This is a genomic window from Bacillus sp. FSL M8-0256 (genome assembly GCF_038005765.1).
GTDB lineage: Bacteria > Bacillota > Bacilli > Bacillales > Bacillaceae > Bacillus > Bacillus safensis.
This window is the reverse complement of sequence record NZ_JBBOTU010000001.1, coordinates 2,895,935-2,918,591: the sequence shown is the minus strand read 5'-3', so window position 1 is coordinate 2,918,591 and position 22,657 is coordinate 2,895,935. Positions and strand designations below refer to the sequence as shown.

General features: G+C 44.4%; 15 protein-coding genes, 22 tRNA genes, 3 rRNA genes and 1 riboswitch. Of the genes, 30 read left to right on the top strand and 10 right to left on the bottom strand.

Annotation, left to right across the window (positions count from 1 at the left end; all coding sequences use genetic code 11):
* Window positions 1-5 precede the first annotated feature (5 nt).
* Window positions 6-809 (top strand): peptidoglycan recognition protein family protein, encoded by an 804-nt coding sequence (locus NSQ76_RS15070; protein WP_280149306.1) that lies wholly within the window; start codon window positions 6-8, stop codon window positions 807-809.
* A 351-nt stretch (window positions 810-1,160) separates the two neighbouring features.
* Here the strand turns inward: NSQ76_RS15070 and NSQ76_RS15065 are convergent.
* Window positions 1,161-1,233 (bottom strand) — tRNA-Ala (locus tag NSQ76_RS15065).
* Window positions 1,234-1,305: 72 nt separating this feature from the next.
* Window positions 1,306-1,863: a choline uptake/conversion transcriptional regulator CudC gene (gene cudC, locus NSQ76_RS15060; RefSeq protein ID WP_024425886.1), complete on the bottom strand. Its 558-nt coding sequence runs from the start codon at window positions 1,861-1,863 to the stop codon at window positions 1,306-1,308.
* 206 nt (window positions 1,864-2,069) lie between these two features.
* On the opposite strand from cudC, the gene betB reads away from it, so the two are divergent.
* Together betB and NSQ76_RS15050 are read left to right on the top strand one after the other, a co-directional pair.
* Complete coding sequence (betB, locus tag NSQ76_RS15055; protein WP_025094229.1) at window positions 2,070-3,539, top strand: betaine-aldehyde dehydrogenase; 1,470 nt, start codon at window positions 2,070-2,072, stop codon at window positions 3,537-3,539.
* A 27-nt stretch (window positions 3,540-3,566) separates the two neighbouring features.
* On the top strand, window positions 3,567-4,775 hold the full coding sequence (locus NSQ76_RS15050) for an iron-containing alcohol dehydrogenase (RefSeq protein ID WP_025094230.1): 1,209 nt from the start codon (window positions 3,567-3,569) through the stop codon (window positions 4,773-4,775).
* A gap of 40 nt (window positions 4,776-4,815) precedes the next feature.
* Here the strand turns inward: NSQ76_RS15050 and NSQ76_RS15045 are convergent, their stop codons facing one another.
* Window positions 4,816-5,295: a DinB family protein gene (locus NSQ76_RS15045; protein WP_034624515.1), complete on the bottom strand. Its 480-nt coding sequence runs from the start codon at window positions 5,293-5,295 to the stop codon at window positions 4,816-4,818.
* Window positions 5,296-5,502: 207 nt separating this feature from the next.
* Between NSQ76_RS15045 and NSQ76_RS15040 the strand changes: the two genes are divergently transcribed.
* Both NSQ76_RS15040 and NSQ76_RS15035 read left to right on the top strand, forming a co-directional pair.
* On the top strand, window positions 5,503-6,033 hold the full coding sequence (locus NSQ76_RS15040) for a hypothetical protein (RefSeq protein ID WP_034284306.1): 531 nt from the start codon (window positions 5,503-5,505) through the stop codon (window positions 6,031-6,033).
* A gap of 11 nt (window positions 6,034-6,044) precedes the next feature.
* Complete coding sequence (locus tag NSQ76_RS15035) at window positions 6,045-7,592, top strand: flotillin family protein (protein WP_034284308.1); 1,548 nt, start codon at window positions 6,045-6,047, stop codon at window positions 7,590-7,592.
* A 30-nt stretch (window positions 7,593-7,622) separates the two neighbouring features.
* On the opposite strand, the gene ftsW is transcribed toward NSQ76_RS15035, so the two are convergent.
* The 3 genes from ftsW to NSQ76_RS15020 are packed head-to-tail and all read right to left on the bottom strand — an operon-like array spanning window position 7,623 to window position 10,563.
* A complete protein-coding gene (gene ftsW / locus NSQ76_RS15030) occupies window positions 7,623-8,756 on the bottom strand; it encodes a putative lipid II flippase FtsW (RefSeq protein ID WP_122632104.1) in 1,134 nt (377 codons plus the stop codon).
* Window positions 8,757-8,761: 5 nt separating this feature from the next.
* Window positions 8,762-9,910: a rod shape-determining protein RodA gene (rodA, locus tag NSQ76_RS15025; protein WP_341054593.1), complete on the bottom strand. Its 1,149-nt coding sequence runs from the start codon at window positions 9,908-9,910 to the stop codon at window positions 8,762-8,764.
* Window positions 9,911-9,924: 14 nt separating this feature from the next.
* A complete protein-coding gene (locus tag NSQ76_RS15020; protein WP_135032789.1) occupies window positions 9,925-10,563 on the bottom strand; it encodes a DUF1232 domain-containing protein in 639 nt (212 codons plus the stop codon).
* 171 nt (window positions 10,564-10,734) lie between these two features.
* On the opposite strand from NSQ76_RS15020, the gene NSQ76_RS15015 reads away from it, so the two are divergent.
* Complete coding sequence (locus tag NSQ76_RS15015; RefSeq protein WP_341054589.1) at window positions 10,735-11,289, top strand: GNAT family N-acetyltransferase; 555 nt, start codon at window positions 10,735-10,737, stop codon at window positions 11,287-11,289.
* A 240-nt stretch (window positions 11,290-11,529) separates the two neighbouring features.
* On the opposite strand, the gene thiT is transcribed toward NSQ76_RS15015, so the two are convergent.
* A complete protein-coding gene (gene thiT, locus NSQ76_RS15010; protein WP_025094237.1) occupies window positions 11,530-12,105 on the bottom strand; it encodes an energy-coupled thiamine transporter ThiT in 576 nt (191 codons plus the stop codon).
* A 98-nt stretch (window positions 12,106-12,203) separates the two neighbouring features.
* Window positions 12,204-12,305: riboswitch (TPP riboswitch) on the bottom strand.
* A 435-nt stretch (window positions 12,306-12,740) separates the two neighbouring features.
* On the opposite strand from thiT, the gene NSQ76_RS15005 reads away from it, so the two are divergent.
* From NSQ76_RS15005 to NSQ76_RS14890, 24 genes are all read left to right on the top strand, one after another.
* Window positions 12,741-14,289: ribosomal RNA gene (locus NSQ76_RS15005) — 16S ribosomal RNA — on the top strand.
* Window positions 14,290-14,471: 182 nt separating this feature from the next.
* Window positions 14,472-17,402: ribosomal RNA gene (locus NSQ76_RS15000) — 23S ribosomal RNA — on the top strand.
* 61 nt (window positions 17,403-17,463) lie between these two features.
* Window positions 17,464-17,579 (top strand): 5S ribosomal RNA (gene rrf / locus NSQ76_RS14995).
* Together the 16S, 23S and 5S rRNA genes form the textbook arrangement of a ribosomal RNA operon.
* 511 nt (window positions 17,580-18,090) lie before the next feature.
* Window positions 18,091-18,166, top strand: a tRNA-Val gene (locus NSQ76_RS14990).
* Window positions 18,167-18,199: 33 nt separating this feature from the next.
* Window positions 18,200-18,275 (top strand) — tRNA-Thr (locus tag NSQ76_RS14985).
* Window positions 18,276-18,312: 37 nt separating this feature from the next.
* A tRNA-Lys gene (locus NSQ76_RS14980) sits at window positions 18,313-18,388 on the top strand.
* An 8-nt stretch (window positions 18,389-18,396) separates the two neighbouring features.
* Window positions 18,397-18,479, top strand: a tRNA-Leu gene (locus NSQ76_RS14975).
* 30 nt (window positions 18,480-18,509) lie between these two features.
* Window positions 18,510-18,581, top strand: a tRNA-Gly gene (locus NSQ76_RS14970).
* Window positions 18,582-18,593: 12 nt separating this feature from the next.
* Window positions 18,594-18,679 (top strand) — tRNA-Leu (locus NSQ76_RS14965).
* A gap of 10 nt (window positions 18,680-18,689) precedes the next feature.
* Window positions 18,690-18,766: transfer RNA gene (locus NSQ76_RS14960), tRNA-Arg, on the top strand.
* 7 nt (window positions 18,767-18,773) lie between these two features.
* Window positions 18,774-18,850: transfer RNA gene (locus tag NSQ76_RS14955), tRNA-Pro, on the top strand.
* 8 nt (window positions 18,851-18,858) lie between these two features.
* Window positions 18,859-18,931 (top strand) — tRNA-Ala (locus tag NSQ76_RS14950).
* A gap of 25 nt (window positions 18,932-18,956) precedes the next feature.
* Window positions 18,957-19,030, top strand: a tRNA-Met gene (locus tag NSQ76_RS14945).
* Between the two features lie 4 nt (window positions 19,031-19,034).
* Window positions 19,035-19,111 (top strand) — tRNA-Ile (locus tag NSQ76_RS14940).
* Between the two features lie 7 nt (window positions 19,112-19,118).
* Window positions 19,119-19,211 (top strand) — tRNA-Ser (locus tag NSQ76_RS14935).
* Between the two features lie 22 nt (window positions 19,212-19,233).
* Window positions 19,234-19,310, top strand: a tRNA-Met gene (locus NSQ76_RS14930).
* Window positions 19,311-19,314: 4 nt separating this feature from the next.
* Window positions 19,315-19,391: transfer RNA gene (locus NSQ76_RS14925), tRNA-Asp, on the top strand.
* Window positions 19,392-19,409: 18 nt separating this feature from the next.
* Window positions 19,410-19,482, top strand: a tRNA-Phe gene (locus NSQ76_RS14920).
* A 25-nt stretch (window positions 19,483-19,507) separates the two neighbouring features.
* Window positions 19,508-19,583 (top strand) — tRNA-His (locus NSQ76_RS14915).
* Window positions 19,584-19,594: 11 nt separating this feature from the next.
* Window positions 19,595-19,668: transfer RNA gene (locus tag NSQ76_RS14910), tRNA-Gly, on the top strand.
* A 17-nt stretch (window positions 19,669-19,685) separates the two neighbouring features.
* Window positions 19,686-19,762, top strand: a tRNA-Ile gene (locus tag NSQ76_RS14905).
* A gap of 6 nt (window positions 19,763-19,768) precedes the next feature.
* Window positions 19,769-19,843: transfer RNA gene (locus tag NSQ76_RS14900), tRNA-Asn, on the top strand.
* A 3-nt stretch (window positions 19,844-19,846) separates the two neighbouring features.
* Window positions 19,847-19,937 (top strand) — tRNA-Ser (locus NSQ76_RS14895).
* Between the two features lie 7 nt (window positions 19,938-19,944).
* Window positions 19,945-20,016 (top strand) — tRNA-Glu (locus NSQ76_RS14890).
* 76 nt (window positions 20,017-20,092) lie between these two features.
* On the opposite strand, the gene NSQ76_RS14885 is transcribed toward NSQ76_RS14890, so the two are convergent.
* From NSQ76_RS14885 to NSQ76_RS14875, 3 genes are all read right to left on the bottom strand, one after another.
* Entirely contained in the window at window positions 20,093-20,569 is a 477-nt protein-coding gene (locus NSQ76_RS14885; RefSeq protein ID WP_024424942.1) for a TspO/MBR family protein, read from the bottom strand.
* Between the two features lie 86 nt (window positions 20,570-20,655).
* Window positions 20,656-21,390, bottom strand: coding sequence for a TraR/DksA C4-type zinc finger protein (locus tag NSQ76_RS14880; RefSeq protein WP_024425775.1), 735 nt, complete (start codon window positions 21,388-21,390; stop codon window positions 20,656-20,658).
* Window positions 21,391-21,508: 118 nt separating this feature from the next.
* Window positions 21,509-22,447, bottom strand: coding sequence for a 1,4-dihydroxy-2-naphthoate polyprenyltransferase (locus tag NSQ76_RS14875; RefSeq protein ID WP_025093657.1), 939 nt, complete (start codon window positions 22,445-22,447; stop codon window positions 21,509-21,511).
* Between the last annotated feature and the right edge of the window lie 210 nt (window positions 22,448-22,657).

Here is a 22,657-nt window from a genome sequence, read left to right as displayed (position 1 = left end):
ACGACATGGTAAAAATCATTCAAGCATTGATTCCAAAACAACATCGCAACAGACCAGGAAACACGATGAAGCCGCTCTATATTACAGTGCATAATACATCTAACAGTGCAAAAGGTGCTAATGCGGCCAGTCATGCAGCGTTTGTTGCACGTTCAAGTACCGGTGTCAGCTGGCATTACACTGTTGATGATCAGGTGATTTATCAGCATTTACCGTTAAACGAAAACGGCTGGCACGCAGGGGATGGCAGAGGCACCGGCAATATGAAGTCAATTGGAATTGAAATTTGTGAAAATGCAGACGGTAATTTTGAACAAGCAGTCGAAAATGCCCAATGGCTCATTCGCAAGCTGATAGGAGATTTCGGAATTCCTTTATCAAATGTAGTGCCTCATAAACATTGGAGCGGGAAAGAATGTCCAAGGAAACTTCTCGGACGGTGGGATCAGTTTAAAGCTGGAATAGCCACAGCGCATACCGGCAGCAAAAGTACAAGAAAAACAGTTCAGGCAGAAAACTTGAACCACAAAGCACCCGTTTCAAAACAGAAATCGTCAAATCTGCCATCTGGCATTTTAAAAGTCTCCAAGCCCTTAACAAAAGGCCCTCAAGTCACAGCTGTGCAAAAAGCCTTATCTTCTCTCTATTTTTACCCAGACAAAGGGGCAAAAAACAACGGGATTGACGGCTATTATGGACCGAAAACGGCGAATGCGGTCAAGCGGTTCCAGCTCATGAACGGCTTAGCTGCAGACGGAATTTACGGACCGAAGACGAAGAACAAAATCGAACAACTGCTGAAGAAGTAATGATTTGATAAAAAGAGCTATCAGCAAGTGAGGAAACTTCCTTGCTGATAGCTAACTAAAATTGACTTCATTTGTGATATAATCGGCCAAATCACTATTATGAGAGGAGAGAAAAAAGAACTGTTCCAGATCATCATGCTGTCAGTGCTGCTCATCTATTTCATTTATCACGGAAGGAATGACGAGCGATTTCCCTGTGTCCTACACAATCATTCTCATCCTAACTTATCTTTCTGTGATCACATACCGCATCATAAAGTTATGAAGAAAAAACAAAAAACAAACAGAACTGTAACAGATATGTACATAAAAAAAAAACCATCCTTGATTTTACAAGAATGGTTTTTCGTATGGAGCATAGCGGGATCGAACCGCTGACCTCTACGCTGCCAGCGTAGCGCTCTCCCAGCTGAGCTAATGCCCCGAGGTATGACGACATAATTTATTATAATCAATCCTCCTATGAAATTCAAGCTGTAAAACGTAAACACATCGTCTATTTTTCTTTCTGTTCAATCGGAATATAGTCAAAAATTTCACCAGAATGAACAGAGTGGGCTAATCGTCTCAGCCAGTCATAATAGGCTTTTGAGCTTTCAAGCTGCTCAATGAGCTGCTGCGCTTCTTCTTTTACATGTTCCTCCAGCTGATCATCACGCGACACCTCTTGAAGCCGCTCTTGCGCTTCTTCAATTGCCGCTAAATTGACCTCGACCTCACGTTCCCATTTTTGCGGAAAGAAGTTCGTGAAAAACTTAAAAAAGTCTTTTTCCGCAACAAAGCTGTGTTTTCTTCGGCCCCGGTGAAACGTCTTTTTGACAATATTCATGTCTTGCAGCTTTTTCACACCCGTGCTCATACTCGGCTTACTCATTTGCAGCTCTTCACGCATTTCATCCAGTGTCATTTCCTCATTTAAATACATCGTTCCATATAGAATACCTGCACTTCTTGTAATGCCGTAGAGATCCATCGTTTCAGCTATGGAATCAATGACTAGATCTTTAGCAGCTAAAATACGATCTTCTGCTTGCGGTTTTTCCTGCTTTTTCATTTTGTCCCTGCTTTCTATTAAGAAAATTCAATCCGTTCAAAAAAATCTTTATGGACTATATGTTAACGAAAGAATACAAAATGTCAAAATAAATGAAGCATATCTCCCTTTGACAGAAAAATTTGAACATGATAAGTTAATTATGTTCAAAACGTTAAATTTTTATTTAACAAACTTACCAAAGAGAATCAGAGGAGGTTCCTTCTATGAGTCAAACGCTATTTATAGACGGACAATGGGTTGGCGCTAAAAGTAGCGACACACGGGATATCATCAATCCGTTCAATCAAGAAGTGATCGCGACAGTCAGCGAAGGATCTAGAAATGACGCGCAGCTAGCCATTAAAGCAGCGAGAAAAGCCTTCGATCAAGGGGACTGGGCAAACCTGCCTGGACTTGAAAGAGGAAATATTGTGTTTAAGATAGCTGAATTGATTAGACGTGATCTTGATGAACTAGCCAAATTGGAATCGCTTGATACAGGCAAAACATTAGAGGAAAGCAAGGCAGATATGGACGATATTGCGAACGTGTTCCAATATTACGCAGGTCTGGCTGATAAAGATGGCGGGGAAATCATTGCATCACCAATTCCAAACTCGAAAAGTGAATTAGTCAGAGAGCCTGTCGGTGTATGCGGACAAATCACTCCTTGGAACTATCCATTGCTTCAAGCAAGCTGGAAAATCGCTCCTGCACTTGCGGCGGGAAATACAATCGTTCTAAAGCCAAGTGAAATCACACCACTCACCACAATAAAAATATTTAAACTCATGGAAGAAGCGGGCGTTCCAGCAGGCGTTGCAAACCTAGTGCTTGGACCTGGGGCAACCGTTGGTGATGAGCTTGCTGTAAATGATCAAGTAGATTTGATTTCATTTACAGGCGGTATTGAAACAGGGAAGAAAATTATGCAGGGAGCCAGCGGGAATGTGAAAAAAATAGCCCTTGAGCTTGGCGGAAAGAATCCGAATATTGTGTTTCAAGATGCTGATTTAGACGTAGCGGTTGACCAGGCAATGAATGCTGTATTTTTCCATGCAGGGCAAGTGTGTTCAGCAGGTTCACGTTTGCTGGTGGAAGAATCTATTCATGATGAATTTTTAGAAGAACTGGTGAAGCGTACGAAAAAAATCAAGCTAGGCAACGGCTTTGATGAAGACACCCAGAGCGGGCCGCTCATCTCAGCTGAGCATCGAGAAAAAGTAGAAAAATACGTCAGCATCGGTTTAGAAGAAGGCGCTAAGTTAGAGACAGGCGGAAAAAGACCTGACGCAGAGGAGCTGCAAAATGGGTTCTTCTACTTGCCGACCATATTCTCAGGCTGCACGTCAGATATGCGGATTGTGCAGGAAGAAGTCTTTGGACCTGTCCTGACAGTCGAAACCTTCCGTACAGAGGAAGAAGTCATCAAGCTGGCAAATGATACGATTTATGGATTAGCAGGAGCTGTGTGGTCTTCTGATATCAGCAAGGCCGAAAGAGTGGCTCGACAATTAAGATTGGGCACGGTTTGGATCAATGACTTCCATCCTTATTTTGCTCAAGCACCTTGGGGTGGCTACAAGCAATCAGGCATTGGGCGCGAATTAGGACGCACGGGACTTGAAGAATATACCGAGCTGAAGCATTTATATCGAAATACAAAACCTGAAGCAGTTCATTGGTTTAAATAAAAATTACGCATTTGGAGGAGATTCTATATGACACTAAATATGAAAATTGAAAGCATGCAGAAATTCCATACATTTGAAATTCCGACTGTTATCAAACACGGCATTGGTGCAGTGAAACATGTTGGGGAAGAAGTAAAAGCATACGGCGTTTCAAAAGTATTGCTTGTAACAGACCCTGGTATTTATCAAGCCGGCGTGGTGGACCCAGTAATTGCTTCATTAAAAGAAGCACAAATCGATGTCGTTCTATTTGATAAAGTAGAGCCAAATCCGCCAGTCCGTCTAGTGAACGAAGGATCTGCTTTATATGAAAAAGAAGGCTGTAATGGATTAGTCGCAGTAGGCGGCGGCAGTTCAATGGATACAGCAAAGGCAATCGGAGTAGAGGCGACTCATGAAGGCTCAGTCCTTGATTACGAAGCGGCAGAGGGAAAAAAACCGCTAGAAAACAGAATCCCTCCTTTAACCACTATTCCGACAACAGCTGGTACAGGTTCAGAGGTAACGCAGTGGGCGGTCATTACTGATGAAGAAAGAGAATTCAAATTCAATACTGGTGGACCTCTCATTGCAGCTCATCTAACAGTAATTGATCCAGAGCTTCATGTGTCCATGCCGCCTCATGTGACAGCAATGACTGGAATTGATGCGCTTGCTCACGCGATTGAATGCTATACGATGAAATTTGCTCAGCCGATTACAGATGCGGTAGCGCTCATGGCAATTGAATATGCTGCTCATTATATTCGCCGTGCCTTTGCTGATGGCGAGGACTTAGAAGCCAGATATGGAATGGCACAAGCTGCGATGCTTGCCGGGCTTTCTTATGGAAGTGAATCAGCTGGAGCTGCACATGCGATGAGTCAAACACTTGGAGGTATTATTCCTGTCGCTCACGGTCAGTGTGTTGCAGCGATGATGGGACCAGTGATGGAGTATAACTGGAAAGGGTATCCGGAAAAATTCGCTCGAATTGCGCAAGCGTTTGGGATTGATACAAGCAGAATGACAACAGAGGAAGCAGCCAAAGCAGCTGTGAACTGGATGTATGATTTAGTGGAGGATTTAGAAGTTCCTTCATTAGAAGAACAAGGTGTATCAAAAGATATGATTGATCGTTTATCTAAAGAAGCGATGAAAGATCCGCAAACAGTTGGAAACCCAAGAGATTTAAACGAAAAAGCGTACAAATGGATTTATGCTCGCTGCTTTGAGTTAACACCTAAAACAGTGTAACAATGAAAAAAGGCTCCCTAAAGGGAGTCCTTTTTATGTTTTATAGTTGTTCTTTAATTTCTTTGATTTGATGAATATGGCGTTTTTCGTGTGCGCCGATAAAATCAAGATATTGCTTAAGGGATAGCTCTTTAAACACAGGGTGTGCAATGACGCGTTTGAAATCTTCCTCAGTAAATGTTGATAAAATTTGATTGAGCTGCTCACGAGCTGTATCCAGCTCATCCTTTAAATGTGTAGGTGTCACATGCTTGCGGTCAGGCGCAACAATACTAGGCGCAGTGGCTTTTTTTGAACGGTCCTCTGCCATTTCCACCGGCTTTGGTTCATATTCTTTGATCGGTGCTTTTTTCCCCTCAGCAGCTAGATGTTTTGCTGCAACTAGGTCCATTTTCTTTAAATGATCTGCTACCTCTTGAATACTCCAAGTATCATCAGATAATTTTTGGTTCAATTGTTCTTCGTTCAAACCTTGCAGCTCGTGCCACAATTCTTGTCTTGCTTCATGTAATAAACTCATTTTCTTCATCACCTCAAGATCAAATTTTAACATAATGGTACATGACAATCATTCTTGAGCTATCCGAAAATCCCTTTGAAGAATTGTGATGAAATATGAAACCTTTACAAAAGTGGTTCGTATTACCTGTTAGAAGGAATACATTGGAGGTGAGTGTGGTCTAAATGAAACAAAAGATGTTCATTTCATGAAGAAAGGGTGAGGAAGATGGATGTGTTCGGGCTGCCTCTTCAGACGCTGTATTTATACATATTAATGATATCAGGAATCCTGACACTTGTTTTCGTCTTTTTCGGCGATGTATTTGATGGATTGTTTGAAGCGATCCCTGTTCCATTCCTTCAACCAACATTGATCCTCGCATTTCTTACCTTTTTCTCGGCTGGAGGGTTTATCTCTGAAAAAACAGCAATTGTAGGAAGTGGACTTGGCGCAGTATTATCTGCCATCCTCGCAGTGATCCTTGTGACCTGTTTGAATGTATTTGTATTAGTCCCGCTTTCCTCTGCTGAAGAATCTCTCTCTTATACGGAGGCCGATTTAAAAGGAAGAACTGGGGAGATCATTGTATCTGTTCCAAAAGACGGATTTGGAGAAGTGCTGTTAATCAGTAATAGCGGGAAAATCTCAAAGCCAGCTGTCAGTTTCGACCAAGAGGAGATTCCATATGGAACCCGTGTGCTAGTTGTCGAAGTGAACAAAGGCGTCTTATCTGTTATACCAAATGAAGAAATCTAGGAGGGAATGCTATGCCAGGAACAACGATTTTAGTGATCATTGGAATTGTGCTTGTGATTCTTATTGCACTTATTGGTGTATTTGTTTCTAAATACCGGACAGCAGGTCCAGATGAAGCATTAATCGTCACAGGAAGTTACCTAGGAAGTAAAAATGTCCACGTGGATGAAGGTGGAAACAAGATTAAGATTGTGAGAGGCGGCGGTACCTTTGTACTTCCAGTCTTTCAACAAGCAGAGCCGCTCAGCTTACTATCTAGCAAGCTAGACGTTTCAACACCTGAAGTCTATACCGAACAAGGTGTACCAGTCATGGCGGATGGAACAGCCATCATTAAAATTGGCGGATCGATTGAAGAAATCGCGACTGCTGCAGAGCAGTTTTTAGGGAAAACAAAAGAAGACCGCGAAAACGAAGCAAGAGAAGTATTAGAAGGCCACCTTCGTTCCATCTTAGGATCAATGACAGTTGAAGAGATTTATAAAAACAGAGAGAAATTCTCACAAGAAGTACAACGTGTCGCTTCTCAAGATTTAGCGAAAATGGGTCTTGTCATTGTATCGTTTACGATCAAAGATGTTCGTGATAAAAATGGCTATTTAGAATCTCTAGGTAAACCAAGAATTGCCCAAGTAAAACGCGATGCAGATATTGCAACAGCTGAAGCAGATAAAGAAACACGTATCAAACGTGCCGAAGCAGATAAAGATGCGAAGAAATCTGAGCTTGAGCGTGCTACTGAAATCGCTGAAGCAGAAAAGATTAATGAGCTGAAAAGAGCAGAATTTAGACGCGAACAGGATACGGCGAAAGCAAGTGCTGACCAAGCGTACGATCTAGAAACAGCTCGTAACCGTCAGCACGTAACTGAACAAGAAATGCAAGTCAAAATCATTGAGCGTCAGAAACAAATTGAATTAGAAGAAAAAGAGATTCAGCGTCGTGAACGTCAATACGATTCTGAAGTGAAAAAGAAAGCAGATGCGGACCGTTATGCTGTTGAGCAGTCGGCTGCTGCGGAAAAAGCGAAACGCCTCGCTGAAGCAGATGCGAAGAAATACAGCATTGAAGCAATGGCCAAAGCAGAAGCTGAGAAAGTCCGTATTGACGGGCTTGCCAAAGCGGAAGCGGATCGTGCAAAAGGGGAAACAGAAGCAGAAGTCATTAGACTAAAAGGACTTGCGGAAGCGGAAGCGAAAGAGAAAATTGCGGAAGCGTTCGAACAGTATGGTCAGGCAGCCATTCTTGATATGATTGTGAAAATGCTACCTGAATATGCGAAGCAAGTATCTGCACCACTTTCTAACATTGATAAAATTACTGTTGTGGATACGGGCGGTAACGGGGAAGGCAGCGGTGCTAATAAAGTCACTGGCTATGCCACAAACCTCATGTCCAGTCTGCAAGAAAGTCTGAAAGCATCCTCTGGAATAGATGTGAAAGAAATTATTGAGAATTTTTCTGGCAAAGGCAATGTGAAGCAAAGCATTCAAGAGCTGACAAACGAGATCAAACAACCAAGAAAAAAAGAGATCGCTGATACTCAAATAGAAGAATAAAATCAAAAGACACCTTCCAGCAGAAGGTGTCTATTTGGCATGCGCCCGATATGGATTCTTTTTTACATATGAAGAAAGATTCACGAGAATACCAGCCGATATCATCATAAACATTAAGGAGGAGCCGCCATAGCTAATAAAGGGAAGAGGTATGCCTGTAATGGGGAGAAGCCCGAAGACAGCTCCTAGATTAAAGGCTGCTTGGAGCATGATTTGAAACGTGAGCCCGATCGTTAACAGTTTTCCAAATGGGTCGTGTAAAGCTTGCACAATTCGCATGGCTCGATACATGATGAGGAGATATGCACCAATCACAAGCAAAATCCCCATGATTCCCAGTTCTTCACTGATGATGGCCATGATAAAATCCGTATGGGCTTCAGGAAGAAAGCCCAGTTTTTGAATGCTTCCGCCTAAGCCATTTCCCGTCAGCCCGCCTGAATTCATCGCGAAATACGAATGAATCAGCTGATATCCATCCCCATTTTCATACTGAAAAGGATTACGAAAAGAAGTCAGCCGTTTTAAACGGTAAGGAGCTGTCACAGCAAAAAAAGTGATTCCCGCTGCGGCAGTCCATCCCAGCAAAATAAGATGGCGCGTTTTCAGTCCAGCGCATAATAAAATAATGCCGCAACTTAATAAAATAGACACAGCTGTGCCTAAATCTGGCTGCTTTAAGATCAATAAAAAAGCAATCCCTAAAAGAATGAGTGGCGGCATTACACCTTTTTTAAAAGATGTAATGTACGCTTGTTTTTTCGCATACACATAGGCAAAATAGATCACCATCACTAGTTTCACAGCTTCTGAAGGCTGGAGCATGAGAGAACCTAGATGAATCCACCGCTGTGAATTATTTTTGACAACACCAATTCCAGGAAGCAGGACAAGGATGAGACATAGCAATGACAGTAAAACAAGCCACTTCATCCATTTGCGATAAATCTGATAAGGGAGAAGAGCGGCAATGAAGAAAAAGAATCCCCCCATCACGAGCCATTGCCATTGTTTGATAAAGAAATAGCTGCCCTGTTCATACTTCACTTCTCCTAAAGGATAACTTGCACTGTAGACCATCAGTAAACCAAATAAGCAGAGAAACACAATCGTACCAACAAGAATGCGGTCGATTCTTTTGAGATGGGATAAAAGGAATGTCATCATCTTCAACCCCAATTGCGACCAAACATATAGGATGATGATCTAAGATTGACACCGAGACCAATGGCGATCATGTTGGTCAATAGCGCACTGCCTCCATAGCTGATAAAAGGAAGTGCAAGTCCCGTCACAGGCATTAAACCGATTGTCATCCCTACGTTTTGGAAAACTTGAAACATGATCAGCCCAACGACACCTGCACATATGTATAATCCATAGAGTGTATTAGCGTGCATAGCCACGTGAATGATTCGGTAAATCATCATTAAGTACAGACACATCAAAAGAGAGGCGCCAATAAAACCAAACTCCTCACCAATGACGGCAAATATAAAATCCGTATGGGCTTCAGGGATATTGCCACCTTGTACTTGTTGCCCCTTTGTAAAACCGCTTCCTGATAATTGACCTGATCCAATGCCGAGTATCGATTGTTTCAGCTGATACCCGTATGTTGAATCAAATTCATCAGGAGAGAGCCACCCATAAATGCGATCAAGCTGATGAGGCTTAATGATTTTCGTAAAATGCTCAAAATGATGATTGTGCAGATAGATCAAAAAGGCAAGAAGTGCAAGAAAAGCAGCCATTAATGCAGCCGTCATCTTGCTCGAAATCCCTGATACAAGCATCAGTGTAAAGGCGATGGATAAGATCACGAGCGCTGTTCCTAAATCTGGCTGAATTAAGATGAGGAAAAAAGGGACGATAGTCCAGCAAATGACTTTAGTTGTAGGAATGATGCTTTCTTGAAAAGAAAATCGCTGATGCTTGTATTGGTTCAAGACAGCCGCAAGCAGCAGGATCACAAAAATTTTCATGAACTCTGATGGCTGAATTTTGATTGAACCGAAGCTGATCCACCTTTGGGAACCATTTTGACTCGTTCCGAAAAAATGCACAAGAATAATGAGAAAAATACCACCTGCAAAGAACCGAAAAGATAAACGCTCAAGCAGCTCATAATCAAAGTAGGCAACTGCTGCCATGAGAGCGAAACCGACGATATACCAGAAAATTTGCCTTTTGACGAAATAAAGCATATCTTGCGTTTCATACTGTCCCGATCCGCTATAAACAGCTAGTAGGCTGATGACAAATAAACAAATAACAGTGAGTAAAAGTGCGAAGTCAATGCTGTACTGTTTTTTCATGGCTTCTTTTCCTGCTATGCCCTATTTGTCAGTTGGTTTAATATGACTTGCACGGCGGCAGCGTCATCAATATAACCGATCGGAAAAATATAATCTGGTATTAAATCAACAGGCATAATGAAATAAAGCAGTGCGCCTCCCATCAGCATCAATTCTCGAGGAGTTCCTCGTCCATTTATGAATAAACTGTACATGTTTTTCAACTGCTCAAGAAATGGTCCGACGCCGCTTAGCGTCTTCATCTTTTTTTCAAACTTTGCCGTAATCGTTTCTTTTCCTTCAGCTGTTTGGCTGTAGGCTTCGTATTCGTTTAACTTTTGTTCCAATTTGGTCTGACTAAACGTACCGTCGTAGACCTCTTGATCTTTTAGGGTTTTTTCAATCTCTTCTACCGCTTGAATGAACGTATCACCGTGCGCCTTTTCGTTTTTAATTGGATACCCTGAAGCAGTCAATAGTTGATCTAATGATATGTTCAGAGATTCTGAAAGCCGCTGCAGATGATTCAAAGTGGGTTTTCTTTTTCCATTCATGATTCTGGACAGTGTCGCTTTATCGATTCCTGTGTATGTGCTGAGCTCTCTTAAAGATAAAGAGCGTTGCTGCAATTTTCCCTTTAAAATTTGCCCAAGCTCTGTTGTCTTAATATCCATTTTCTACGCCATCCTTTTCATTATGTATCAACTCTTCTATAGAAGAAGTCGTACCCAATATAAAGGTGTGTTGACAAAATGTCAACGGATATCCTTTATTGATTGAATTTTAAAAAATAAGAATTTATCATAATATAAATAGGATAAAAACAGTGAGTAGGAGTGGCGCGGATGAAGGTGAGACATGCGGTACATCAAGATATTCCAAAAATCGCTGAGATTCATGTGAAAAGCTGGCAGACGACTTATCAGGGGATTATTTCGCAGGAGTATTTAGATGATTTAAACATTGAAGATCGGAAAGAGAGCTGGAGAAGAAGGTCACTTGAAGGGACGTTTGTCGCAGAAGATGCGGATGGCGTATTTGGTTTTGCTTCTTTCGGAAAACAACGTGACGAACGTTATTCTACATATGATGGAGAGCTATATGCCATCTATTTATTACAACAGAAACAGAAATCAGGTGCGGGTATTGCCTTAATTGCTAAAGGTGTCGATTATTTAATAGAAAAAGGGTATCAGAAGTTGATGCTATGGGTGTTTGAACAAAATTCGGCAAAACAATTTTATCAAAAACTTCAACCTAGTTTTGTCGTTACCAGCCAGTTCGAGCTGGCTGGCGAGAACCATAATGAAATAGGGTATGGATGGGAGCTGTCTATATTGAATAACCATGTACAGCGAATTAAATCGTCAGCTTCCAGTAATAATGAGAGAAAAAAGTGAAGAGCACAGCAAGCAACATGTAAGAAATAAACGGTGAAGCTTCTACTTTTCCTTTCACGCCTGCTATTTTTAAAGCTTCATAGAAGCCTGCCAAAAAATAAGCAAGACTGAGAATATAACAGCACAGCATAATGGAGTAAGGGCTCATTGTCGTACCTCCAGCATGAAATCTTCTACTATTAATAGATTCCATAGAGCAGCAAATTATGCATAAAAAAATAACCAGCTGAAATCAGCCGGTTATTTTTGACGAGGAAAAACCAAACGGGATGCACTTGGGATAAGTATACAAAGAACAATACTGCAAATAATAAATGAAGGAACCATATATGTGCTGTTATAAATTAAAGAGTAGACCCATCCTGGTGTTCCTTTCGGTGCATATTGAGAAAAGAAAACGACGCCAGAAATAAAGAACGTCAGCAGCCTGAAGAAACTAGCAATAAAAACAGCTAGGGTAATATAGAAGAATTGCTGTTTTCGCTTTTGATCCTGAATGGCTTTTTTGATCAGTCCAGAAAACAGGCCGCTTAAAGAAATGACAACAGATGCAACGAAGTAATCGAGGAATCCTTGAACAGGTGTAGCGATGATCGGGCTATTCATCAGCTGAAGACCTGCGATTAACACACCGATGATAAATCCGGTAGATATTCCCCATCTAATAGACATGAGAATGACGGGAATCATAATCAGCGCAAGAGAACCGCCATTGGGCATTCTTAAAAAGAGACCTGATAAGTAATCTAATACAAGTGCAAGTGAAGTCATAATTGCGATTTCCATCAGTCGTACCAATTGATTTGATTGCTGCATAAAAAAATCTCCTTTTTCATGAATTGAGCAAGGAGAGACCGTGTAAGGATGAGTATGTTATTCATAGAAAAACATATCGATTTGAATACACCGTATGTATTCAAGTGATTCCACATTCCTACTTCAGTATTAACTGACAGGTTCAAAGGGTCAGAACAACGAATGTTCACTCTCAGCACAAAGCTCCCCCTGCGGTTATTTAGTTTCAATCTATTATAAATATACTAAAGACCTGCAGGATCAACAATAGACAATTCCCGAGATAAGCAGCATTTGTATCAATATATAGGAAGAGATAAGGAAAAATAAATTATTTAGAAAAAATACTTGTTTCTTCTTTCAAAAGGTGTTATATTTGTATTCGCCGCTGAAACAGCGCGGTTGATAAATAACATTAAGAAAAAAGTTGTTGACTTTATCTTGATAGAATGTTATATTAATAAAGTCGCCTCTGAGAGACGGCGAAGATGATCTTTGAAAACTAAACAAGACAAAACGTACCTGTTAATTCGAGTTTTTATAAAAAAATCCTATGATACTTCATAGGTAGTCAGTCAAACTGGCGAGGCAGGAAATGATCACATGCTAAGTTCGCTACATCGTGTAGCAACGCATGTGTGATATGCATCCTGCATACCTCGGAGAGTTTGATCCTGGCTCAGGACGAACGCTGGCGGCGTGCCTAATACATGCAAGTCGAGCGGACAGAAGGGAGCTTGCTCCCAGATGTTAGCGGCGGACGGGTGAGTAACACGTGGGTAACCTGCCTGTAAGACTGGGATAACTCCGGGAAACCGGAGCTAATACCGGATAGTTCCTTGAACCGCATGGTTCAAGGATGAAAGACGGTTTCGGCTGTCACTTACAGATGGACCCGCGGCGCATTAGCTAGTTGGTGGGGTAATGGCTCACCAAGGCGACGATGCGTAGCCGACCTGAGAGGGTGATCGGCCACACTGGGACTGAGACACGGCCCAGACTCCTACGGGAGGCAGCAGTAGGGAATCTTCCGCAATGGACGAAAGTCTGACGGAGCAACGCCGCGTGAGTGATGAAGGTTTTCGGATCGTAAAGCTCTGTTGTTAGGGAAGAACAAGTGCGAGAGTAACTGCTCGCACCTTGACGGTACCTAACCAGAAAGCCACGGCTAACTACGTGCCAGCAGCCGCGGTAATACGTAGGTGGCAAGCGTTGTCCGGAATTATTGGGCGTAAAGGGCTCGCAGGCGGTTTCTTAAGTCTGATGTGAAAGCCCCCGGCTCAACCGGGGAGGGTCATTGGAAACTGGGAAACTTGAGTGCAGAAGAGGAGAGTGGAATTCCACGTGTAGCGGTGAAATGCGTAGAGATGTGGAGGAACACCAGTGGCGAAGGCGACTCTCTGGTCTGTAACTGACGCTGAGGAGCGAAAGCGTGGGGAGCGAACAGGATTAGATACCCTGGTAGTCCACGCCGTAAACGATGAGTGCTAAGTGTTAGGGGGTTTCCGCCCCTTAGTGCTGCAGCTAACGCATTAAGCACTCCGCCTGGGGAGTACGGTCGCAAGACTGAAACTCAAAGGAATTGACGGGGGCCCGCACAAGCGGTGGAGCATGTGGTTTAATTCGAAGCAACGCGAAGAACCTTACCAGGTCTTGACATCCTCTGACAACCCTAGAGATAGGGCTTTCCCTTCGGGGACAGAGTGACAGGTGGTGCATGGTTGTCGTCAGCTCGTGTCGTGAGATGTTGGGTTAAGTCCCGCAACGAGCGCAACCCTTGATCTTAGTTGCCAGCATTCAGTTGGGCACTCTAAGGTGACTGCCGGTGACAAACCGGAGGAAGGTGGGGATGACGTCAAATCATCATGCCCCTTATGACCTGGGCTACACACGTGCTACAATGGACAGAACAAAGGGCTGCAAGACCGCAAGGTTTAGCCAATCCCATAAATCTGTTCTCAGTTCGGATCGCAGTCTGCAACTCGACTGCGTGAAGCTGGAATCGCTAGTAATCGCGGATCAGCATGCCGCGGTGAATACGTTCCCGGGCCTTGTACACACCGCCCGTCACACCACGAGAGTTTGCAACACCCGAAGTCGGTGAGGTAACCTTTATGGAGCCAGCCGCCGAAGGTGGGGCAGATGATTGGGGTGAAGTCGTAACAAGGTAGCCGTATCGGAAGGTGCGGCTGGATCACCTCCTTTCTAAGGATATATGGAGCAGCGTACGTTTTCGTCTTGTTTAGTTTTGAAGGATCATTCCTTCAAAACATGTCTCTAGCGAGACAGGATTGTTCTTTGAAAACTAGATAACAATAAGTAATACATTCACATTGAATGCAATGCAAAGTTCATCACACATAGTGATTCTTTCTAAAGTAAGAAATGGTTAAGTTAGAAAGGGCGCACGGTGGATGCCTTGGCACTAGGAGCCGATGAAGGACGGGACGAACACCGATATGCTTCGGGGAGCTGTAAGCAAGCTTTGATCCGGAGATTTCCGAATGGGGAAACCCACTGCTCGTAATGGAGTAGTATCCATACTTGAATACATAGAGTATGAGAAGGCATACCCGGGGAACTGAAACATCTAAGTACCCGGAGGAAGAGAAAGCAAATGCGATTCCCTGAGTAGCGGCGAGCGAAACGGGAACAGCCCAAACCAAGAGGCTTGCCTCTTGGGGTTGTAGGACACTCTATACGGAGTTACAAAGGAATGATATAAGCGAAGAGGTCTGGAAAGGCCCGCCAAAGAAGGTAACAGCCCTGTAACTGAAATGTTATTCTCTCCAGAGTGGATCCTGAGTACGGCGGAACACGTGAAATTCCGTCGGAATCCGGGAGGACCATCTCCCAAGGCTAAATACTCCCTAGTGACCGATAGTGAACCAGTACCGTGAGGGAAAGGTGAAAAGCACCCCGGAAGGGGAGTGAAATAGATCCTGAAACCGTGTGCCTACAAGTAGTCAGAGCCCGTTAACGGGTGATGGCGTGCCTTTTGTAGAATGAACCGGCGAGTTACGATCCCGTGCAAGGTTAAGCAGAAGATGCGGAGCCGCAGCGAAAGCGAGTCTGAATAGGGCGCATGAGTACGTGGTCGTAGACCCGAAACCAGGTGATCTACCCATGTCCAGGGTGAAGTTCAGGTAACACTGAATGGAGGCCCGAACCCACGCACGTTGAAAAGTGCGGGGATGAGGTGTGGGTAGGGGTGAAATGCCAATCGAACCTGGAGATAGCTGGTTCTCTCCGAAATAGCTTTAGGGCTAGCCTCAAGGTAAGAGTCTCGGAGGTAGAGCACTGATTGGACTAGGGGCCCCTACCGGGTTACCGAATTCAGTCAAACTCCGAATGCCGATGACTTATCCTTGGGAGTCAGACTGCGAGTGATAAGATCCGTAGTCGAAAGGGAAACAGCCCAGACCGCCAGCTAAGGTCCCAAAGTATACGTTAAGTGGAAAAGGATGTGGAGTTGCTTAGACAACCAGGATGTTGGCTTAGAAGCAGCCACCATTTAAAGAGTGCGTAATAGCTCACTGGTCGAGTGACTCTGCGCCGAAAATGTACCGGGGCTAAACGTATCACCGAAGCTGCGGACTGTTCTTACGAACAGTGGTAGGAGAGCGTTCTAAGGGCTGTGAAGCCAGACCGGAAGGACTGGTGGAGCGCTTAGAAGTGAGAATGCCGGTATGAGTAGCGAAAGACGGGTGAGAATCCCGTCCACCGAATGCCTAAGGTTTCCTGAGGAAGGCTCGTCCGCTCAGGGTTAGTCGGGACCTAAGCCGAGGCCGAAAGGCGTAGGCGATGGACAACAGGTTGATATTCCTGTACCACCTCCTCACCATTTGAGCAATGGGGGGACGCAGGAGGATAGGGTAAGCGCGGTATTGGATATCCGCGTCCAAGCAGTTAGGCTGGGAAATAGGCAAATCCGTTTCCCGTGAAGGCTGAGCTGTGATGGCGAGCGAAATTTAGTAGCGAAGTTCCTGATTCCACACTGCCAAGAAAAGCCTCTAGCGAGGTGAGAGGTGCCCGTACCGCAAACCGACACAGGTAGGCGAGGAGAGAATCCTAAGGTGATCGAGAGAACTCTCGTTAAGGAACTCGGCAAAATGACCCCGTAACTTCGGGAGAAGGGGTGCTTCTTAGGGTGTTAAAGCCCCGAGAAGCCGCAGTGAATAGGCCCAGGCGACTGTTTAGCAAAAACACAGGTCTCTGCGAAGCCGTAAGGCGAAGTATAGGGGCTGACGCCTGCCCGGTGCTGGAAGGTTAAGAGGAGCGCTTAGCGTAAGCGAAGGTGCGAATTGAAGCCCCAGTAAACGGCGGCCGTAACTATAACGGTCCTAAGGTAGCGAAATTCCTTGTCGGGTAAGTTCCGACCCGCACGAAAGGCGCAACGATCTGGGCACTGTCTCAACGAGAGACTCGGTGAAATTATAGTACCTGTGAAGATGCAGGTTACCCGCGACAGGACGGAAAGACCCCGTGGAGCTTTACTGCAGCCTGATATTGAATGTTGGTACAGCTTGTACAGGATAGGTAGGAGCCTTGGAAACCGGAGCGCTAGCTTCGGTGGAGGCATCGGTGGGATACTACCCTGGCTGTATTGACCTTCTAACCCGCTGCCCTTATCGGGCAGGGAGACAGTGTCAGGTGGGCAGTTTGACTGGGGCGGTCGCCTCCTAAAATGTAACGGAGGCGCCCAAAGGTTCCCTCAGAATGGTTGGAAATCATTCGCAGAGTGTAAAGGCACAAGGGAGCTTGACTGCGAGACCTACAAGTCGAGCAGGGACGAAAGTCGGGCTTAGTGATCCGGTGGTTCCGCATGGAAGGGCCATCGCTCAACGGATAAAAGCTACCCCGGGGATAACAGGCTTATCTCCCCCAAGAGTCCACATCGACGGGGAGGTTTGGCACCTCGATGTCGGCTCATCGCATCCTGGGGCTGTAGTCGGTCCCAAGGGTTGGGCTGTTCGCCCATTAAAGCGGTACGCGAGCTGGGTTCAGAACGTCGTGAGACAGTTCGGTCCCTATCCGTCGCGGGCGCAGGAAATTTGAGAGGAGCTGTCCTTAGTACGAGAGGACCGGGATGGACGCACCGCTGGTGTACCAGTTGTTCTGCCAAGGGCATCGCTGGGTAGCTATGTGCGGACGGGATAAGTGCTGAAAGCATCTAAGCATGAAGCCCCCCTCAAGATGAGATTTCCCATTCCGCAAGGAAGTAAGATCCCTGAAAGATGATCAGGTTGATAGGTCTGAGGTGGAAGCGTGGTGACACGTGGAGCTGACAGATACTAATAGATCGAGGACTTAACCTATATTCTAATGTGAAGCATGAACATTGTTATCTAGTTTTGAGAGAACATTCTCTCCATCAGGTTTGGTGGCGATAGCGAAGAGGTCACACCCGTTCCCATACCGAACACGGAAGTTAAGCTCTTCAGCGCCGATGGTAGTTGGGGGTTTCCCCCTGTGAGAGTAGGACGCCGCCAAGCTTCTATAAGGATCAGTTCCAGTCGGAACTGGTCTTTTTTGTGCAAGTTGAGGGTACATACATTCACTTGTTTGATAAAAGAACGTGGCTTCATTTTATGTCCACAAGCAGCGTGTAAAATACTTGGATATAAAGAGAAAATAAGCCTATCGCATAAAACATAAAACAATAGAGAGATAGAGTATCAGCTTATATAGGGAAATTAAAGATGTGTAAGCCTATATGATTTTTATAAATGCTTACGGCTAAAGAGATTACATATATCATTAAAGTATAAAAATGAGGGACTGCTAATATTTCTGAAGGAATCGAACGTTTTAAAAGAGAATATAGAAGAGAGAAGTTCAGCTGCTGAACGTGGAACAGCAGCTGTTTGAATAGGTGAAATGACGATCATTTGTTAAAAGAAATACGCAATGAAAATTGAAATAAAATTTTTTTAATATAGCCTTTACAAATGATTAAAACCTGTATATAATAATCTTTGTCGGATCGAGAGATTCCTACATAGTGGAGGATTAGCTCAGCTGGGAGAGCATCTGCCTTACAAGCAGAGGGTCGGCGGTTCGAGCCCGTCATCCTCCACCATATTTATTCTTACATAATGTTAGGATAGATAAAGCCGGTGTAGCTCAACTGGTAGAGCAACTGACTTGTAATCAGTAGGTTGGGGGTTCAAGTCCTCTTGCCGGCACCACTTTCATATGGTAAGATAGACAAGTCGCTTTTAAAGCGAGCCATTAGCTCAGTTGGTAGAGCATCTGACTTTTAATCAGAGGGTCGAAGGTTCGAGTCCTTCATGGCTCACCATGTTTCATGCGGGTGTGGCGGAATTGGCAGACGCGCTAGACTTAGGATCTAGTGTCTTTATGACGTGGGGGTTCAAGTCCCTTCACCCGCATTGCCAAATAAAATAAAGAAATCCTGTAATGCGGAAGTAGTTCAGTGGTAGAACACCACCTTGCCAAGGTGGGGGTCGCGGGTTCGAATCCCGTCTTCCGCTTATACCATCCACGCCGGGGTGGTGGAATTGGCAGACACACAGGACTTAAAATCCTGCGGTAGGTGACTACCGTGCCGGTTCAAGTCCGGCCCTCGGCATTATAAATAAGCGCCCGTAGCTCAATTGGATAGAGCGTTTGACTACGGATCAAAAGGTTAGGGGTTCGACTCCTCTCGGGCGCGCCATTAAGATCGGGAAGTAGCTCAGCTTGGTAGAGCACTTGGTTTGGGACCAAGGGGTCGCAGGTTCGAATCCTGTCTTCCCGACCATCTTTTATGGGGCCTTAGCTCAGCTGGGAGAGCGCCTGCCTTGCACGCAGGAGGTCAGCGGTTCGATCCCGCTAGGCTCCACTTTTTAAAAGATTATTTTGATCATGGCGGTGTAGCTCAGCTGGCTAGAGCGTACGGTTCATACCCGTGAGGTCGGGGGTTCGATCCCCTCCGCCGCTATAAAGGACCTTTAGCTCAGTTGGTTAGAGCAGACGGCTCATAACCGTCCGGTCGTAGGTTCGAGTCCTACAAGGTCCACCATCTATACGGAGGAATACCCAAGTCCGGCTGAAGGGATCGGTCTTGAAAACCGACAGGGGTGTCAAAGCCCGCGGGGGTTCGAATCCCTCTTCCTCCGCCATATTTTTTAAAACCCATATCATCGCGGGGTGGAGCAGTTCGGTAGCTCGTCGGGCTCATAACCCGAAGGTCGCAGGTTCAAATCCTGCCCCCGCAACCAAAATGGTCCGGTAGTTCAGTTGGTTAGAATGCCTGCCTGTCACGCAGGAGGTCGCGGGTTCGAGTCCCGTCCGGACCGCCATTTTTCAAAAGAATACTTGGCTCGGTAGCTCAGTTGGTAGAGCAACGGACTGAAAATCCGTGTGTCGGCGGTTCGATTCCGTCCCGAGCCACTTTTATAAAAATATTCATAGTATGGCGGTTGTGGCGAAGTGGTTAACGCACCAGATTGTGGCTCTGGCACTCGTGGGTTCGATTCCCATCAATCGCCCCATACATATTTTTGCGGGTGTAGTTTAGTGGTAAAACCTCAGCCTTCCAAGCTGATGTCGTGGGTTCGATTCCCATCACCCGCTCCATTTGTATATCTGTTCATGGGCCTGTAGCTCAGCTGGTTAGAGCGCACGCCTGATAAGCGTGAGGTCGGTGGTTCGAGTCCACTCAGGCCCACCATGATCTTCCGCAGTAGCTCAGTGGTAGAGCTATCGGCTGTTAACCGATCGGTCGTAGGTTCGAATCCTACCTGCGGAGCCAAATGGAGAAGTACTCAAGTGGCTGAAGAGGCGCCCCTGCTAAGGGTGTAGGTCGCGTAAGCGGCGCGAGGGTTCAAATCCCTCCTTCTCCGCCATTGATCTGGCCCGTTGGTCAAGCGGTTAAGACACCGCCCTTTCACGGCGGTAACACGGGTTCGAATCCCGTACGGGTCATTTTTAAAAGAGATCTTGTCAAAGATCTCTTTTTTATTTTCTCCAAAACGAAAGACCGCATCATGGCGGTCTTTTTTTACATATTCATGGAATAGATCGTATAAGACAAGTATGTGGCAAAGAAGCCCCATAAGACATAAGGAATCAGTAAAATTGGAACGACTTTGCTTAGTTTACGTGAGACGATGACAAGTGCAAGTGCTGTCAGTGCGACGAGAAGGCAGTCGATTGTAGCTACAAACAAATCCTTTTGTGTAAATTGAAAAAAGCTAAAGGCTTGATTGAAAACATAATTTAAAAGGAAAAGAATCCAAAATGGTAAAGTGATTTTTTGGAATCCATATTTTCCATAAATGATCGCTGCGGACAATGAGATGAGTGCAAATAAGACAGCCCACACAGCACCAATCACACCGCCACCAGGCGTCCATTCTGGTTTATTCAATGCGTCATACCATTCTCTGTCGATGGGGAACAAGAATCCGGCAATAGAGAATAGTGCGTATGTAATAAAGAAGACAACAATCGCCCAAATGATACTTTTTCTAGCCATCAAGAATCTCCTCCAATCAAATTCACTCTTAAAATGATTTCCCAATAATTACATGATATAAACATAAAGCCCCCAATATGAGGGGACTAATGATTTTCTTCTGTATAAGGTTCTTCCTCGTACGGTTTCAAGTCACCAAATACCGTCATGACACCTTCTTCGTCTAGTGCTTCTTCATAGGCCTCGTGTGCTTTGGTCGGATACACCTTGCTTGCTTTTCCTTCAATATCAGCAGCTGCGAATCCTTCGTAGTCCTCCACATAATCTTCATCTTCTGATTGTGTATATACATCATCGTATGTTAGAGGAGGGAATTCCATATCAGACGGGGTCTCAGAGTTTCCGTAGCGTTCTACGTCTTGGTAGGCATCTTCTCCATCGTACGCAGCACTTTCTTCATTTTCAAATTGTCCCGCGGGAGGACTTAATAAATCCTCTTCAATCGGACGGTTTTGTGAAACGGTCTGTTCTTTTGAATGCTCTGTGCATGTGACGGCAGTAGGCAAGGCTTCTAAGCGTTCCTTTGGAATAGGGGCTTTACAGACCTTGCACAGACCATAAGAGCCGTCTGCAATGGCTTGGAGTGCTTCATTGATGTCTAACATATGTTCATGTTCCAAGCTGTTTAAAGCAATATCTTTCCCCCGCTCGAACAGCTCTGTCCCTTGATCACCCGGGTGGTTATCATAGGCAGACAATTCACCGATCGAATCGTAAGGAAAGGATACTTTCTGTTCATCGTCATGGCTTTTGGCTTCAAGTTCTTTCTTTTCATCAAGAAGGCGCTGCTTCAAATGATGTAATTCGTCTTTAGACAACAAAGCGATCATCCTTTCATATCAAACATATTGTTAGTATGAGCAATTTTGTATGTAAGACTAGTTCCAATTTGAAGCAATTCCTTATTAAAAAAACGCCTGCGGCTGCAGGCGTTCTTTGTTACGCGATATAGTATTGTATGATTAAAGCGATCGTCAGCAGAAAACCAAAAAATGTATTCGTTTGAGCTGTAGATTTCATGGCATTCATTAATTCAATCGGTTTTTCTTTTTGCTTAAACTCTTTAATGGCTGTATAGGCTTTTGGCACACTCAGTAAAACAAGAAGACTCCAAAGACCGACGATATCTGTGAAGATATAAACAAAAATGAGTACATATGATACCAAAAACATGGAAAGTAAAATGTTCACTGCAGCTTTGCGTCCAGCAAGAATGGCAAGTGTTCTTCGTCCATTTTCCTTATCCCCGTCTAAATCACGGATATTGTTCGATAGTAAGATGGCACCAACTAAAATAGAAATTGGTAGTGAGATGAGAACCGCTTTAGACGTCAGTGTGCCTGTTTGGATATAGAAACTAATCAGGATGATTCCTAATCCCATAAAAGCACCTGAAACAAGTTCTCCAAACGGTGTATATGCAATTGGTACAGGGCCGCCAGTATAGAAATAGCCTGCTGCCATACAAATAAGTCCTATTAGTGCAATCCACCAGCTAGACATCATGCAAATATATACCCCAAGTAATAAAGAAAGCGCAAATAGTGCATAAGCGAGGCTGAGGACTGTCTTTGGCTTCACACCGTTTCTTACAATGGCTCCGCCGATGCCGACAGATTTCTCGTTGTCAAGCCCGCGAACATAATCAAAGTACTCATTAAACATGTTTGTTGCGATTTGGATAAACATAGATGCAAACAGCATGGCTAAAAACAACCCAACATGTATTTGACCACTTGGAAGTGCTAAAACAGTTCCTAAAGTAACGGGAATAAATGCCGCTGTTAGTGTATGCGGTCGTAGTAAATTCCACCAAATTCGCCAGTTTTTATCAGGCTTTATTGGTGAAAGCTGATCTGATATCGATTGATGCTGCATAAAATATACTCCTTTAAATAAAAAAATACGTACACGTCCAAATTCCAGTTTAGCAAAGTTCAAAAAGGTGTCAATATATTGATGCGATGAATCGGGAAAAAGATGTTTGCTAATCGTTGCCATATCGAAGGAAAGCTTGATTTTTAGTACATGTCCTGCCATTTTACCTTTGATGCTCTCGTTTCAATAAGCAGGAGCGAAAAAATCTTG

Bases quoted from the DNA above. Each gene is read 5' to 3' on its own strand.
- NSQ76_RS15070 (WP_280149306.1), top strand. From the start codon at position 6: ATGGTAAAAATCATTCAAGCATTGATTCCAAAACAACATCGCAACAGA.
- cudC (WP_024425886.1), bottom strand. From the start codon at position 1,863: ATGAAAAAGCAGGAAAAACCGCAAGCAGAAGATCGTATTTTAGCTGCT.
- betB (WP_025094229.1), top strand. From the start codon at position 2,070: ATGAGTCAAACGCTATTTATAGACGGACAATGGGTTGGCGCTAAAAGT.
- NSQ76_RS15050 (WP_025094230.1), top strand. From the start codon at position 3,567: ATGACACTAAATATGAAAATTGAAAGCATGCAGAAATTCCATACATTT.
- NSQ76_RS15045 (WP_034624515.1), bottom strand. From the start codon at position 5,295: ATGAGTTTATTACATGAAGCAAGACAAGAATTGTGGCACGAGCTGCAA.
- NSQ76_RS15040 (WP_034284306.1), top strand. From the start codon at position 5,503: ATGGATGTGTTCGGGCTGCCTCTTCAGACGCTGTATTTATACATATTA.
- NSQ76_RS15035 (WP_034284308.1), top strand. From the start codon at position 6,045: ATGCCAGGAACAACGATTTTAGTGATCATTGGAATTGTGCTTGTGATT.
- ftsW (WP_122632104.1), bottom strand. From the start codon at position 8,756: ATGACATTCCTTTTATCCCATCTCAAAAGAATCGACCGCATTCTTGTT.
- rodA (WP_341054593.1), bottom strand. From the start codon at position 9,910: ATGAAAAAACAGTACAGCATTGACTTCGCACTTTTACTCACTGTTATT.
- NSQ76_RS15020 (WP_135032789.1), bottom strand. From the start codon at position 10,563: ATGGATATTAAGACAACAGAGCTTGGGCAAATTTTAAAGGGAAAATTG.
- NSQ76_RS15015 (WP_341054589.1), top strand. From the start codon at position 10,735: ATGAAGGTGAGACATGCGGTACATCAAGATATTCCAAAAATCGCTGAG.
- thiT (WP_025094237.1), bottom strand. From the start codon at position 12,105: ATGCAGCAATCAAATCAATTGGTACGACTGATGGAAATCGCAATTATG.
- NSQ76_RS14885 (WP_024424942.1), bottom strand. From the start codon at position 20,569: ATGGCTAGAAAAAGTATCATTTGGGCGATTGTTGTCTTCTTTATTACA.
- NSQ76_RS14875 (WP_025093657.1), bottom strand. From the start codon at position 22,447: ATGCAGCATCAATCGATATCAGATCAGCTTTCACCAATAAAGCCTGAT.